Origin of the sequence: Streptacidiphilus sp. P02-A3a (assembly GCF_014084105.1) — a bacterium.
In the GTDB taxonomy this organism is placed as follows: domain Bacteria; phylum Actinomycetota; class Actinomycetes; order Streptomycetales; family Streptomycetaceae; genus Streptacidiphilus.
Window position 1 is genome coordinate 7,628,073 of record NZ_CP048289.1, and the last position, 13,265, is coordinate 7,641,337.

12 protein-coding genes are annotated in these 13,265 nt (G+C 71.7%); 5 read left to right on the forward strand and 7 right to left on the reverse strand.

Going from position 1 to position 13,265, the window contains the following annotated elements:
* The first annotated feature begins 79 nt into the window (after window positions 1–79).
* A complete protein-coding gene (locus GXP74_RS32090) occupies window positions 80–694 on the forward strand; it encodes a hypothetical protein (protein WP_225448711.1) in 615 nt (204 codons plus the stop codon).
* Window positions 695–734: 40 nt separating this feature from the next.
* Here GXP74_RS32090 and GXP74_RS32095 read toward each other — a convergent pair whose 3' ends face one another.
* Entirely contained in the window at window positions 735–1,349 is a 615-nt protein-coding gene (locus GXP74_RS32095) for a hypothetical protein (RefSeq protein ID WP_182454772.1), read from the reverse strand.
* 179 nt (window positions 1,350–1,528) lie between these two features.
* Window positions 1,529–2,209 (reverse strand): ribonuclease HII, encoded by a 681-nt coding sequence (locus tag GXP74_RS32100; RefSeq protein ID WP_182454773.1) that lies wholly within the window; start codon window positions 2,207–2,209, stop codon window positions 1,529–1,531.
* A 163-nt stretch (window positions 2,210–2,372) separates the two neighbouring features.
* Here GXP74_RS32100 and GXP74_RS32105 point away from each other — a divergent pair, with 163 nt between their 5' ends.
* A complete protein-coding gene (locus GXP74_RS32105) occupies window positions 2,373–3,929 on the forward strand; it encodes an MFS transporter (protein WP_370468483.1) in 1,557 nt (518 codons plus the stop codon).
* A 49-nt stretch (window positions 3,930–3,978) separates the two neighbouring features.
* Here GXP74_RS32105 and GXP74_RS32110 read toward each other — a convergent pair whose 3' ends face one another.
* On the reverse strand, window positions 3,979–4,458 hold the full coding sequence (locus GXP74_RS32110; protein WP_182454774.1) for a pyridoxamine 5'-phosphate oxidase family protein: 480 nt from the start codon (window positions 4,456–4,458) through the stop codon (window positions 3,979–3,981).
* A gap of 152 nt (window positions 4,459–4,610) precedes the next feature.
* On the opposite strand from GXP74_RS32110, the gene dapA reads away from it, so the two are divergent.
* Window positions 4,611–5,495 (forward strand): 4-hydroxy-tetrahydrodipicolinate synthase, encoded by an 885-nt coding sequence (gene dapA / locus GXP74_RS32115; RefSeq protein WP_182454775.1) that lies wholly within the window; start codon window positions 4,611–4,613, stop codon window positions 5,493–5,495.
* A gap of 21 nt (window positions 5,496–5,516) precedes the next feature.
* Here the strand turns inward: dapA and GXP74_RS32120 are convergent, their stop codons facing one another.
* Complete coding sequence (locus GXP74_RS32120; RefSeq protein ID WP_182454776.1) at window positions 5,517–6,158, reverse strand: histidine phosphatase family protein; 642 nt, start codon at window positions 6,156–6,158, stop codon at window positions 5,517–5,519.
* Between the two features lie 54 nt (window positions 6,159–6,212).
* Entirely contained in the window at window positions 6,213–6,596 is a 384-nt protein-coding gene (locus tag GXP74_RS32125) for a helix-turn-helix domain-containing protein (RefSeq protein WP_182454777.1), read from the reverse strand.
* Window positions 6,597–6,675: 79 nt separating this feature from the next.
* Between GXP74_RS32125 and GXP74_RS32130 the strand changes: the two genes are divergently transcribed.
* The gene (locus tag GXP74_RS32130) at window positions 6,676–8,124 is read left to right on the forward strand and encodes an MFS transporter (protein ID WP_182454778.1); all 1,449 of its coding nucleotides are present in this window, start codon (window positions 6,676–6,678) and stop codon (window positions 8,122–8,124) included.
* 66 nt (window positions 8,125–8,190) lie between these two features.
* On the opposite strand, the gene GXP74_RS32135 is transcribed toward GXP74_RS32130, so the two are convergent.
* On the reverse strand, window positions 8,191–11,088 hold the full coding sequence (locus tag GXP74_RS32135) for a vitamin B12-dependent ribonucleotide reductase (RefSeq protein ID WP_182454779.1): 2,898 nt from the start codon (window positions 11,086–11,088) through the stop codon (window positions 8,191–8,193).
* 179 nt (window positions 11,089–11,267) lie between these two features.
* Window positions 11,268–11,768 carry a transcriptional regulator NrdR gene (gene nrdR, locus GXP74_RS32140; protein ID WP_182454780.1) on the reverse strand — a complete coding sequence of 167 codons (501 nt, stop codon included), beginning with the start codon at window positions 11,766–11,768 and terminating at the stop codon, window positions 11,268–11,270.
* Window positions 11,769–12,492: 724 nt separating this feature from the next.
* Here nrdR and lexA point away from each other — a divergent pair.
* On the forward strand, window positions 12,493–13,215 hold the full coding sequence (gene lexA / locus GXP74_RS32145) for a transcriptional repressor LexA (protein ID WP_225448352.1): 723 nt from the start codon (window positions 12,493–12,495) through the stop codon (window positions 13,213–13,215).
* The last annotated feature ends 50 nt before the right edge of the window (window positions 13,216–13,265 follow it).

The following is a 13,265-nucleotide window of genomic DNA, read 5'->3' on the forward strand; positions in this document are numbered from 1 at the left end:
CGTGTTCCGGCGGTGCCGACCGCTCTGTCCGGACATGGAGGTGCCCTGCACGGGTACGGGGAAAGGAGTGGCCTTGAGCATGGACTCCGCCGCCCTGGGATCCACGGTGATGAACCGGTCCCTCAGCCCGTCCAGCTGGAGCGAGGCCTGTCCCCCGTTGCCCCGCGACCCCAGATCCCTGGTCACCGACCTGCACCGGGTGCACCGCCCGGCGCCGGGCACGGCCGTCGTCGGCGTGCTCGACCAGGTCGGCCGGGTCACCGCCGGGGCCTCGTTCGCCGTCGCGGCCACCGCCCAGCGCCCCGGTGGCGGGGACGGCTGGCAGTACCGCAACGCCATCCTGGCCCACCTGCGCCGGATCATCCCGCACGATCTGCGGCGCACCAGTCCGGTACGGACCGCGGTGCTGATGCTCTGCCGCCGCGGCGGGCATGCCTGGACGGCGGACGACGGCGCCTGGATGTGGGCGCTGCAGGACGCCAGCACCCTGCACGGCCTGCGCTGCGGCGCCTACCTCACGCTCTCCGACGACGGCTGGCAGGTCCTCGGCGACAGCCGCCGGGGCCGGACCCCGCACAGCGGCTCCTGGGCGCAGGGAACCGTACGGTCCGTCAGCTCACTGCCCGTCCGGGCTCTGATGGAGCCCGTCCGGGTATGCGAGAGCCAGAGCACGGCGCGAGCCGGAAGCCTCTGAGCCGGCTCCGACCGGTCGGCAGCGGTCCCCGGTGGGACCGCTACCGGGTGCCGCCGCAGACCACGAGCAGGCTGTCGGCGTGTCCGCGCGCGGTCGCCACGGCCTGCTCGACGGCCGCCGGAGCGCCGCCGTTCACGACCAGCAGGACGACCTCGCGGCGGACCGGACGGCAGGCGGTGACGTCGGCGTAGAAGACGTCCTGGGCCTCGTCCAGCTGAGCCCAGTAGCGCTCGGCGCCGAAGGACTCCTCGTGCCGCTGCCACGGGTGCGGCCCACCGGTGGTGAGCACCAGGATCTGCCCGGGCGCACGACCGGTGTCCAGCAGCTCGTCGAGGACCTCGTCCGCCCGGTCGAGGGCGGCGTCCGGGCCGACCTCGATCCGCTGGACCTCGATCTCCGGGGTGACGGGTGCAGCCGGGCGGCGGGGCGCCGGACCCGGCTTGGGGACGATCCGCGCCGGCCCGGAGTCGGGACGACGGACCGGCGGTCCCGGACGCGGGACCGGGCGCGGAGTGTTGGCAGAACTGAGGGTGGGTGCGACGGGTGAAAGGGAAGGCGAAGTGCGGGCTGACGTGTCCGTCTCGTCGTTGGACGGTACGAGCGGGCCCGGGGCGGTCTTGTGGATCTCCAGCTCCTCGGCAGAATCTGGCGGCACACCGGATGGCGTCGCACAGCGCCCAGAGCTTACTCGCTGCTGTGGAACGGCCGGTAGGGGGGCGGCCGGTACGTTGGCCTGGCCTGCGGGAAGGCCCGCTACGGGAGCGCTAACGACTGGGGAACGGACCGCGAACGGAGCGTGCCCGAAGCGCTCCCCGGGCCTGTTCGGACGGGCCGTCAGAATCCCAGCGACAGCTGCTCGGAGCCGTCCGCGCCGCGGCTGGTCTTCAGGTGCCGCCAGGCCGGGAGGTCGTCCAGGTAGGCCCAGGACAGCCGGTGGTGCGGCGTCGGCCCGAGCCGCTCCAGCGCCTCGCGGTGCACCGGGGAGGGGTATCCGGCGTTCGCCTCGAAGGCGAACGCCGGATGGCCCGCGCCGAGTTCGGCCATCATCGCGTCCCGCCGGACCTTGGCGATCACCGAGGCGGCGGCGACGCAGACACAGGACTGGTCGCCCTTGATCACGGTACGCACCTGCCACGGACCGCCGAGGTAGTCGTGCTTGCCGTCGAGGATCACCGCGTCCGGGCGCACCGGCAGCGCCTCCAGCGCGCGCACCGCGGCGACCCGCAGCGCCGCCGTCATCCCGAGCTCGTCGCACTCCAGCGGCGAGGCGTGACCGAGGGCGTAGGCCGTGGTCCAGCCCTCAAGGAGCGGGGCCAGCTCGGTGCGGCGGCGCGGCGAGAGCAGCTTGGAGTCGGTCAGCCCCTCCGGGGCCCGACGCAGCCCGGTGACGGCGGCGCACACGGTGACCGGACCGGCCCAGGCGCCCCGGCCGACCTCGTCCACTCCGGCGACCACCTCGGCTCCGGCCTTGCGGAGCGCGCGTTCGACGCGGTGGCTGGGGGGCGTGATCGGCATGCCGTCAAGGGTACGCGGGACACGGTCCGGCCCGTTCCCGGCTACCGGGACCGGCCCGGGGGCCCGGCGGTGGCCGACGCTCAACGGGTCCGGATCCGACCGGCCGCGTAGGCTTGTGGGTGAGCGAAGAGCCCTGCTCAGCTCCCATCCCCTGGGGATCGCCGTGGCCAGATCCGCAATCGTCGACAGACCCGCCCCGGCCAGGGCACGCCGGGGCCAGCACCCGGCCATCGCGCTGACCGTGATCGCCACCACGCAGCTGATGGTGGTGCTCGACGTCACCATCGTGAACATCGCGCTGCCGCACATCGCCACCGCGCTGCGGCTGTCGACCACCAACCTCTCCTGGGTGATCAACGCCTACGCGCTCACCTTCGGCGGCCTGCTGCTGCTCGGCGGCCGGATCGGCGACATCATGGGCCGACGCTCCACGCTGATCTGCGGGGTGCTGCTGTTCTGTCTCGCCTCGCTGCTCGGCGGCCTGGCCACGGCCTCCTGGATGCTGCTCGGGGCGCGCGCCCTGCAGGGCATCGGCGCGGCCGTCGCCTCCCCCACCGCGCTCGCCCTGATCACCACCAACTTCCCCGAGGGCCCGGCGCGCAACCGGGCGTTCGGCGTCTTCTCGTCAGTGGCCGGCGCGGGCGGCGCGATCGGACTGCTGGCCGGCGGCATGCTCACCTCCTGGCTGTCCTGGCGCTGGGTGCTGTTCGTCAACGTGCCCATCGGCATCGGCATCGCGCTGCTGGCACCGCTCTACATCAACGACTCCGAACGCAGCCCCGGCCATTTCGACCTGCCCGGCGCGATCACCGGCACCGGCGGCATGGTCTCGCTGGTGTACGCCTTCATCCGGGCGTCCGAGTCCAGTTGGACCGACGACTGGACGCTGGGCGCCTTCGCGCTGGCCGTACTGCTGCTCGGCGCCTTCCTGCGGATCGAGTCGCGCTCGGTGCAGCCGATCACGCCGCTGCACATGTTCCGCAGCCGGAACCGCTCGGGCAGTTACGGCATGATGCTGTGCCTGGCCGCCGCGCTGTTCGGGATCTTCTTCTTCATCACCCTGTTCGTCCAGGACATCCTCGGCTTCAGCCCGCTGCGGGCGGGCGTCGCCTTCCTGCCGATCAGCGCCGCGATCATCGTCGCCGCCCAGATCTCGGCCCGGCTGCAGATCCGGATCGGACCGAAGCCGTTCATGGTCACCGGTTCGCTGCTGGTGACCGGGGCCGTGGCCTGGCTGACCCTGATCGACGTCCACACCAGCTATCTCGGCGGGGTGCTCGGCCCCACCGTGATGTTCGGCTTCGGCATGGGCAGCATCTTCGTGCCGATCCTGCTCACGGCGGTCTCCGGGGTCGCCGCGCACGAGAGCGGATCGGCCTCCGGGCTGCTGAACACCATGCAGCAGGTGGGCGGTTCGCTGGGGCTCTCGATCCTGGTCACCGTCTACGGCACGGCGAGCCGGAACGAGGCCAAGCAGCAGACCACCCAGTTCCTGGCGCACGCCACCGCACCGCAGGCCGCCGCCTTCAGACGCACCGGCCAGTTGCCCGCGCCGTACGCCGCCCAGGTGCTCGCGCACGGCATCGCCAGCGCGTTCGAGATGGGCCTGGCCTTCGCGGTGGTGGCGGCGCTGCTCGCGATCTTCGTGATCCGGCCACGGCGGGCCGCGGCGACCGGACCGGCCTCCGCCCGCCAGGACCCGCCACCGCCGACCGGCTGACCCCCCGACGCCGCGACGCCGCTCCGCACCGTCCGGCCACCCGCGCGGCTCAGCTCCGCTGGACCAGCCTGACCTCACCCCCCTCCCGCCAGGAGTGCACGTCGAGGTGGTCGTCCACCGGCTGGACGAGCGAGAGCCCGGTGACGTCCACCCGGAACACCTGGCAGTCGTCCGGCTCGAAGCCGGTGGCCGCGCTCAGCGCGTCCAGGTAGTCCTGGCGGCCGCCCTCGGTGAGCACCTCCACCGCCCGCCCGGAGATCTTCGCGTCGCCCTCCTTCACGTCCTTGTCCTCGGTGGCGCTGTGCAGCGCCAGCCTGGGATCTCGGCGCAGATCCGCGCCCTTGAGCGAGTCGGGCATCAGCCCCAGCCACAGCTCGCCGAGGGCGAACAGCGGCTCGATCCCGCTGATCCGCGGCGAGCCGTCCCGCCGCAGGGTGGCCATCAGGCCCATTCCGTGCGCCTCGAACCGACCGCGCACCGCGGCGGCGAGCTCCGGCGCGACCGCTTCGGTCTCACTCCAGGTACTCATGACCCCATCGTCGCGCGAGGGTCTGACAACCGGCCCGGCAACGGAAATGCGTTGGTCCTGCGGATCCGCCCGGGGCATGCTCGATCGAGCCCCCGACCTCGGGCACCCGGCCACCGGGCGCCCAGCCAACGAGCCTCCAGGAACGGACGAGCATGCATCTCCCCTTCGGACGCGTCGTCACCGCCATGGCCACCCCCTTCCACCCCGACGGCGGCCTCGACACCGCCGGGGCGCAGGTCCTGGCCACCCATCTGGTCGACAGCGGCTGCGACGGCCTGGTCCTGAACGCCACCACCGGCGAGGCGCCGACCACCACCGACGCCGAGAAGGAGACCCTGCTGCGGGCCGTCCTGGACGCCGTCGGCGACCGCGCCGCCGTCACCACCGGCGTCGGCACCAGCGACACCCGCCACTCGGCGGAGCTGGCCCGGACCGCCGAGCGGGCCGGGGCGCACGGCCTGCTGGTGGTGACGCCCTACTACAGCAGGCCGACCCAGCAGGGCGTGGTCAGCCACCTGACGGCGGTCGCCGACGCGACCGGGCTGCCGGTGATGCTCTACGACATCCCCGCCCGCACCGGCACCGCGCTCAGCCGCGACAGCCTGTTCCGGCTCGCCGAGCACCCCCGGATCAGCGCCGTCAAGGACGCCTCCTACGACCTGCTCGGCAGCGCCCAGGTGATGGCCGGGACCGGCCTGCGCTACTACTCCGGCGCGGACGAGCTGAACCTGCCGCTGTACGCGGTGGGGGCGGTCGGCGCGGTCAGCACCGTCGCCAACGTCGCGCCCCGGGAGACCCGGGCCCTGCTGGACGCCCACGACCGGGGCGACCATGCCGAGGCGCTGCGGCTGCACCGGCTGCTGCTGCCGCTGATCGAGGCGATGATGACCACCCACCCCGGTACCGTCACCGCCAAGGCGCTGCTGCGGCACCTGGGCCTGCCCGCGGGGCCGGTGCGGCTGCCGCTGCTGGACGCCGACGCGGAGCTGACCGCCGTGCTGCGCGGCGCCCTGCCGCAGGCCGTGCCCGCCCGCTGAGGCGACTCGCCGGGCGGCGGCTCAGCAGTCGCGGGCCCAGCGCTCGAACGGCCGGTCCAGGGTGTACTTGTCGTCCGCCCCGAGTATCAGCGTCCTGGACTCGCCGTTCCCCGGATTGCACAGGGCCTCGAACTCGTCCACGCTCCAGTGGAACCAGCGCATGCAGAACAGCCGCATCATCAGCCCGTGGGTGACCAGCACCACGTTCGGCGGATAGTCGGGGTTATCGAAGTTCCGGTGCAGCGTCTCGAAGAACGCCCCGACCCGGTCGTACACGTCGGCCCCGGACTCGCCCTGGGTGAACCGGTAGAAGAAGTGCCCGTAGGCGGCCCGGGCCCGGCGCTGGCGGTGGATGTCCTCGACGTCCTGGAGGTTCCCCCAGTCCTGCTCGCGCAGCCGCGGCTCCTCCATCACCCGCAGCCGCTCCGGGTCCAGCGCCAGCAGGTCGAAGGTCTGCCGGGTCCGCAGGTACGGCGAGACGTACACCTGGACCGGCTCGTCGCCGAGTACCGCGCGCAGTTCCTCACCGGTCGCGACGGCCTGCTTGCGGCCCCGCCGGGTCAGCTCCAGGGCGTGGTCGGGGACCCGCTCGTAGATCGTCTCATCGACGTTCCCCTCGGACTCGCCGTGCCTGACCAGGACAATACGTTGTGGACGTGCCATGCGGGCCACCGTAGCCGACGGGCTGCCGCGGCCCGCAACGAGTCCGGCCCCGGGTCAGTCCGACCCCGCGTCGTACGCCACCCGGGCCTCGTGCACGGCCGTCCGGTGGCGCTCCGCCCAGGCCGTCAGCTCGTCCAGGGTGCCGCGCAGCTCCAGGGCCATCGGCGTGGCGGTGTACTCGACCTTCGGCGGGACGGTCGGATAGACGGTGCGCACCAGCAGGCCGTCGCGCTCCAGGTTGCGCAGGTTGAGCGTGAGCATCCGGCGGCTGATGCCGGGGATGATCCGCTCCAGCTCGGTGAAGCGGATCGGCCCCCGGGACGCCGCCAGCAGGATCGAGACGCTCCACTTCCCGGCCACCCGGGCCAGCACCTCCACCATCGGGCAGGCCTCGGCGAGCACGCCCTCCACGGTTACCCCGGTGTTCCCCTGGGACATCAAAGTGCCTCCTTACGGCGTCTTCGATGGTCACACAAGATGGTCTCAGTAACAAGAAGTTCCCCAAGGGAGACCAGCGATGACGCCCGCACCCACCACCCCGGACCGCACCCGTTGGGCGGCTCTCGCCGTCCTCTGCGCCGGGACTCTGATGATCATCCTCGACGGCACCATCGTCACCGTCGCCCTCCCCCGGATCCAGACCGACCTCGGTCTGTCCTCCGGCGGACTGGCCTGGGTGATGAACGCCTACCTGATCGCCTTCGGCGGGATGCTGCTGCTCGCCGGACGCCTCGGCGACCTGCTCGGGCCCAAGCGGGTGCTGCTCGCCGGGCTCGCCCTGTTCACCACCGCCTCACTGCTCTGCGGCCTGGCCGACACGCCCGCGCTGCTGATCGGCGGACGGCTGCTGCAGGGCGTCGGCGGCGCGCTCACCGCCTCGGTCAGCCTCGGCATGATCGTCAACCTGTTCACCGAGCCCCGGGACCTGCGCCGGGCCTTCGCCGTCTACAGCTTCGTCGGATCGGCCGGGGCCTCGCTCGGGCTGGTCCTGGGCGGACTGCTCACCCAGGAGCTGAACTGGCACTGGATCTTCTTCATCAACGTGCCGATCGGCATCGCCACCGGGATCCCCGCGGTCCGGCTGCTCGACTCGCGGCCCGGTCTCGGACTGCGCCGGGGGGCCGACGTGCCCGGCGCGCTGCTGGTCACCTCGGGACTCACGCTGGGCGTCTACGCCATCGTCGAGCACGGCCGCGACGCCTGGCCGGCCGCGCTGCTGCTGGTCGGCTTCGCGGTACGCCAGGCCACCGCCGCCGATCCGCTGCTGCCGCCGCGGATCCTGCGCTCACGCAAGGTGGCCGGCGCCAACCTGGTGCAGGGGCTGATGGTGGCCGCGCTGTTCAGCTTCCAGATCCTGATCGCCCAGTACCTGCAACACGTCCTCGGCTTCGGCCCGGCCGCCACCGGCCTGGCGATGGCGCCCTCGGCGCTGTCGATCGCGGCCTTCTCGCTCGGCCTGTCCGCCCGGCTGAACACCCGCTTCGGCGAGCGCGCGGTGCTCGCCGCCGGGCTGCTGATGCTGGTCCTGGGGCTGGCCTGGCTGACCCGCGCCCCGGTGCACGGCCACTACCTGCCGGACGTGCTCCCGGTCACCCTGCTCGCGGGCGGCTTCGGCCTGGCGATCACCGCGGTCACCACCGTCGGCATGTCGGACGCCACCCCCGCCGACTCCGGGCTGGTCTCCGGACTGTTCAACACCACCCAGCAGCTCGGCGCGGCGCTCGGGGTGGCGGTCACCACCATCATCGCGGCCGACCGCAGCGGCAGCCTGGCCCGCGGCGGCCACAGCCCGGCCGCCGCCCTCACCGGCGGCTACCGGCTGGCCTTCACCGTCGACACCGGCCTGCTGGTCGCCGCCACCCTGGCGGTGGCGCTGCTCCCGGGCCGCAGGGCCGCGGCCGACCCGGTGGCCGTCCGCGCCGCGACCGCCGAGCCGCGGCTCACCCCGGAAGCCCCCCGGAGCTGAACCGGCCCGCGGACGGGTGTGTCCCCCTGGAGCGCGCCGCTCCAGGGGGACACACGCGTCACCGGCTCAGCTGCAACCGCTGGTCGAGCCGCAGCCCTCGCAGAGGTAGCAGCTGCCCGCGCGGCGCATCTTGGTGCCGCAGGAGAAGCAGAGCGGGGCGTCGGAGTTGACGCCCTGCTGGATCTCCAGCAGCTCGGTGGAGTTGTGCGGCGCGTGCACCGGGGAGGTCTGGATCACGACCGGGGCCGGGGCGGGCACCGGGGCGGTCCTGGGAGCGGACTGGGCCAGCGACTCGGTGTCCACCTCGTCCGCCTCGGTCGGCTCGTAGGAGCCGGTCTCCAGGTGTCGCTGGCGCTCCTCGACGGAGTGGATGCCGAGCGCGGAGCGGGTCTCGAACGGCAGGAAGTCCAGCGCCAGGCGGCGGAAGATGTAGTCGACGATCGACTGGGCCATCCGCACGTCCGGGTCGTCGGTCAGACCGGCCGGCTCGAAGCGCATGTTGGTGAACTTGGAGATGTAGGTCTCCAGCGGCACGCCGTACTGGAGGCCGACCGAGACCGCGATGGAGAAGGCGTCCATCATGCCCGCCAGGGTCGAGCCCTGCTTGGACATCTTCAGGAAGACCTCGCCGAGGCCGTCGTCCGGGTAGGAGTTGGCCGTCATGTAGCCCTCGGCGCCGCCCACCGTGAACGAGGTGGTGATGCCGGGACGGCCCTTGGGCAGCCGGCGGCGGACCGGCCGGTACTCGACGACCTTGGCCGCGGCGGCGGGCTCGGCCGCGGGCTTGGCCTCCGCCTTGCCGTCGTTCTTGGACTTGGCCGAGAGCGGCTGGCCGACCTTGCAGTTGTCGCGGTAGATCGCGAGCGCCTTGACGCCCAGCTTCCACGCCTCGAAGTAGATCTCCTCGACCTCGTCGACGGAGGCGGTCTCCGGCATGTTCACGGTCTTGGAGATGGCGCCGGAGATCCACGGCTGGATCGCGGCCATCATCCGGACGTGTCCCATGGCCGAGATGACCCGCTCGCCCATGGCGCAGTCGAAGATCTCGTAGTGCTCCGGGCGCAGCCCGGGTGCGTCCACCACGACGCCGCGGTCGGCGATGTGGGCGACGACCGCCTCGACCTGCTCCGGCTGGTAGCCGAGCCGTCGCAGCGCCCGCGGCACGGTGCCGTTGACGATCTGCATGGAGCCGCCGCCGACCAGCTTCTTGAACTTGACCAGGGCCAGGTCGGGCTCGACGCCGGTGGTGTCGCAGTCCATCATCAGGCCGATGGTGCCGGTCGGCGCGAGCACGCTGGCCTGGGCGTTGCGGAAACCGTTCTTCGCGCCCAGCCGCAGCACGTCCTGCCAGGTCTCGGTGGCCGCGGCCCAGATCGGCTTGTCCAGCTCGTCGCCCTGCTCGGCGACCGCGTTGGCGTCCGCGTGCTGGCGCATGACCAGCTGGTGCGGCTCGGCGTTGCGGGCGTAGCCGTCGTACGCGCCGACGATCCCGGCCAGCTCGGCGCCGCGCCGGTAGGCGGTGCCGGTCATCAGCGAGGTGATCGCCCCGGCCAGGGCCCGGCCGCCGGCCGAGTCGTAGGCGTGGCCGGTCGCCATCAGCAGCGCGCCGAGGTTGGCGTAGCCGATGCCGAGCTGGCGGTAGGCGCGGGTGGTCTCGCCGATCTTCTCGGTCGGGAAGTCGGCGAAGCAGATGGAGATGTCCATCGCGGTGATCACCAGCTCGACCACCTTGGCGAAGTTGTCGGCGTCGAAGGTGTCGTCGTCGCGGAGGAACTTCATCAGGTTGAGCGAGGCCAGGTTGCAGCTGGAGTTGTCCAGGTGCATGTACTCGGAGCAGGGGTTGGACGCGTTGATCCGGCCGGACTCCGGGCAGGTGTGCCAGTGGTTGATGGTGGAGTCGTACTGGATGCCGGGGTCGGCGCAGGCCCAGGCGGCCTCGGCCATCTTCCGGAACAGGCCCTTGGCGTCGACGGTCTCGATGACCTCGCCGGTCAGCCGGGCGCGCAGGCCGAACTCGGAGCCGTCCTCGACCGCCTGCATGAACTCGTCGGAGACCCGGACCGAGTTGTTGGCGTTCTGGTACTGGACGGAGGTGATGTCGTCCCCGCCGAGGTCCATGTCGAAGCCCGCGTCACGCAGGGCGCGGATCTTCTCCTCCTCCTTGACCTTGGTCTCGATGAAGGCCTCGATGTCGGGGTGGTCCACGTCCAGCACGACCATCTTGGCGGCGCGGCGGGTGGCGCCGCCCGACTTGATCGTTCCGGCGGAGGCGTCCGCGCCGCGCATGAAGGAGACCGGTCCCGAGGCGTTGCCGCCGGAGGTCAGCAGCTCCTTGGAGGAACGGATCCGGGAGAGGTTCAGGCCGGCTCCGGAGCCGCCCTTGAAGATCATCCCCTCTTCCTTGTACCAGTCCAGGATCGAGTCCATGGAGTCGTCCACGGCCAGGATGAAACAGGCGCTGACCTGCTGCGGCTGCTGGGTGCCGACGTTGAACCAGACCGGCGAGTTGAAGCTGAACACCTGGTGGAGGAGGGCGTGGGTCAGCTCGTGCTCGAAGATCTCGGCGTCGGCCGGGGAGGCGAAGTAGCCGTTCTTCTCACCGGCGGCGCGGTAGGTCAGCACCACCCGGTCGATGATCTGCTTGAGGCTCCACTCGCGCTGCGGGGTACCGAGCGCGCCGCGGAAGTACTTGCTGGTGACGATGTTGGTGGCGTTGACCGACCAGAAGTCGGGGAACTCGACGCCGCGCTGGTCGAAGTTGACCGAGCCGTCGCGCCAGTTGGTCATCACGACGTCGCGGCGCTCCCAGGTCACCTCGTCGTAGGGGTGCACCCCGGGGGTCGTGTAGATCCGTTCGATCCGGAGGCCGGAACCGGGTCCGGCGCTGCCCGCCTTGGCTCCGGCCTTGCCGGCCTTGGCCGCACTCCCCTTGCCCGCACGGGTCCCGCTGGTGGTGTCCGTCATTGCCGCCTCCTCCTGGGCAAACGCCCTGAGCGCCCCGCTGCTTCCCGGGGTCGCCCGTCGTGTCCGCACTTCTCTTGGTTCCGCGCAGGCGGATGCCCGGGAAGGGTGTCCGCCGTACGTCCTGCTTGAGGGTCGTGATGGTCTGTGGGCGCGCCGCCGCGCCGGGCTACCGCGCCGGGCTACTGGGACGCCGGGGCGGGCGCGGGCACCGCGGTGCCCGGTTCCGCCGTCGGCGGCCGTTCGGCCCTGAGTTCCGCGATCGCGGCCTCGAAGTCCTCCAGCGACTCGTAGGCCCGGTAGACCGAGGCGAACCGCAGGTAGGCCACCACGTCCAGATCCTTGAGGGGGCCGAGTATGGCCAGGCCCACGTCGTGGGTGGACAGCTCGGCGCTGCCGGTGGCCCGCAGCGTCTCCTCGGTGCGCTGCCCGAGCTGGGCCAGCGCGTCCTCGGTGACCGGGCGGCCCTGGCACGCCTTGCGCACCCCGCTGATCACCTTCTCCCGACTGAACGGCTCGGTCACTCCGCTGCGCTTGACCACCATCAGCGCGGCCGTCTCGACCGTGGTGAAGCGGCGGTTGCAGTCGGGGCACTGACGGCGGCGGCGAATGGCGGTGCCGTCGTCGGTGGTGCGCGAGTCGACGACCCGGCTGTCGGAGTGGCGACAGAAGGGACAGTGCATGGTTCGTTCCCCTCTTGGTCGGCCGTCCGGACGGGCCGGGTCTGGTGCTGCTGCGGTGGTCCCACGGATCGCCGCGCAGGCTCCGTCCTGGCTCCGGGAAGCCGCGGACGGCTTCGGAGCAGAGCCAAGTCTAGGCGATGTCCCACGGGGGTTCCTCCCCGGGGGACCACAACCTGTGGGCGTCCGGGAGCAATCAAACCACTAGATCTGGTGCGCGCGACACGCTTTGCCGACCGCGTGTCGTAGCCTGCGACTCACGCGGCGCGATCATCGCAGGTCAGCCGGGAAGGGGCGGCGCACAGCTCACCCGGATGGCCGGGACGGGTGCGGCGGGAGTCCGCGAGTGGAACAAATCGCGCATCCTGGTCCGTCTCCCGGGGTTTCGTGAGACGCTGTCAATCGAACAAACGAGCGCACGACAGATGTGGCCGTACACCTGCAACCTTGATCACTTCAGGCAATCAGGCAATAATTCACTCGAACGTGTGTTTGGCGCAACCTTTCGATAGGACCTACCGTTGGCCTATTCAAGGGAGAACGTCCATCGAGAGGGGCCGCCGTGACCAGCGCAGAAAGTAGCACCGTCCCGGTGCAGGAACGCTCCCAGAACGGTCCGCACTACAGCACCCACCATGGCAGCCGGGAAGACCTCCGGAATTCCGCAGCCGGGCTGGTCCCGGGGCAGGTCTCGGGCGCCTCCGCTCCGCACTCCTCGGGACTTTCGTTGAGCACTGTTGAAAACCCCGCACTGGAATCCCTCTCCGACGAGACCCCGGCCCGTTCCCTGGCCGGGCGGCCACCGGGAATCCGCACCGACGAAGCCGGACTGACCGAACGCCAGCGCCGCGTCATCGAGGTGATCCGCGATTCCGTGCAGCGGCGCGGATATCCGCCGAGCATGCGGGAGATCGGCCAGGCCGTCGGCCTCTCCAGCACCTCCTCGGTGGCCCATCAGCTGATGGCCCTCGAACGCAAGGGATTCCTCCGCCGCGACCCGCACCGGCCGCGCGCCTACGAGGTACGCGGAATGGACGTCGTCCGCCCGGTGCCGGAGAGCACCACCGGCCGCCCGGCGACCTCCTATGTCCCGCTCATCGGCCGAATCGCGGCCGGCGGGCCGATCCTCGCCGAACAGTCGGTCGAGGACGTCTTCCCGCTCCCGCGCCAGCTGGTCGGCGACGGCGAGCTGTTCGTGCTCAAAGTCACCGGTGACTCCATGGTCGAGGCCGCCATCTGCGACGGCGACTGGGTCACCGTCCGCCGCCAGCCGGTCGCCGAGAACGGCGACATCGTCGCCGCGATGATCGACGGCGAGGCCACGGTGAAGCGCCTCAAGCGCGAGGACGGCCACATCTGGCTGATGCCGCACAACGCGGCCTACCAGCCGATCCCCGGCGACAACGCGACGATCCTGGGCAAGGTCGTCGCCGTGCTGCGCCGCCTCTGAGGCGGAGCGGCCGCCGACCGGTTCTTCGGCCCGGGTGACAGTGAGGGCGC

Bases quoted from the DNA above. Each gene is read 5' to 3' on its own strand.
- dapA (WP_182454775.1), top strand. From the start codon at position 4,611: ATGCATCTCCCCTTCGGACGCGTCGTCACCGCCATGGCCACCCCCTTC.
- GXP74_RS32110 (WP_182454774.1), bottom strand. From the start codon at position 4,458: ATGAGTACCTGGAGTGAGACCGAAGCGGTCGCGCCGGAGCTCGCCGCC.
- GXP74_RS32090 (WP_225448711.1), top strand. From the start codon at position 80: ATGGACTCCGCCGCCCTGGGATCCACGGTGATGAACCGGTCCCTCAGC.
- GXP74_RS32135 (WP_182454779.1), bottom strand. From the start codon at position 11,088: ATGACGGACACCACCAGCGGGACCCGTGCGGGCAAGGGGAGTGCGGCC.
- GXP74_RS32120 (WP_182454776.1), bottom strand. From the start codon at position 6,158: ATGGCACGTCCACAACGTATTGTCCTGGTCAGGCACGGCGAGTCCGAG.
- GXP74_RS32130 (WP_182454778.1), top strand. From the start codon at position 6,676: ATGACGCCCGCACCCACCACCCCGGACCGCACCCGTTGGGCGGCTCTC.
- nrdR (WP_182454780.1), bottom strand. From the start codon at position 11,768: ATGCACTGTCCCTTCTGTCGCCACTCCGACAGCCGGGTCGTCGACTCG.
- GXP74_RS32125 (WP_182454777.1), bottom strand. From the start codon at position 6,596: ATGTCCCAGGGGAACACCGGGGTAACCGTGGAGGGCGTGCTCGCCGAG.
- GXP74_RS32100 (WP_182454773.1), bottom strand. From the start codon at position 2,209: ATGCCGATCACGCCCCCCAGCCACCGCGTCGAACGCGCGCTCCGCAAG.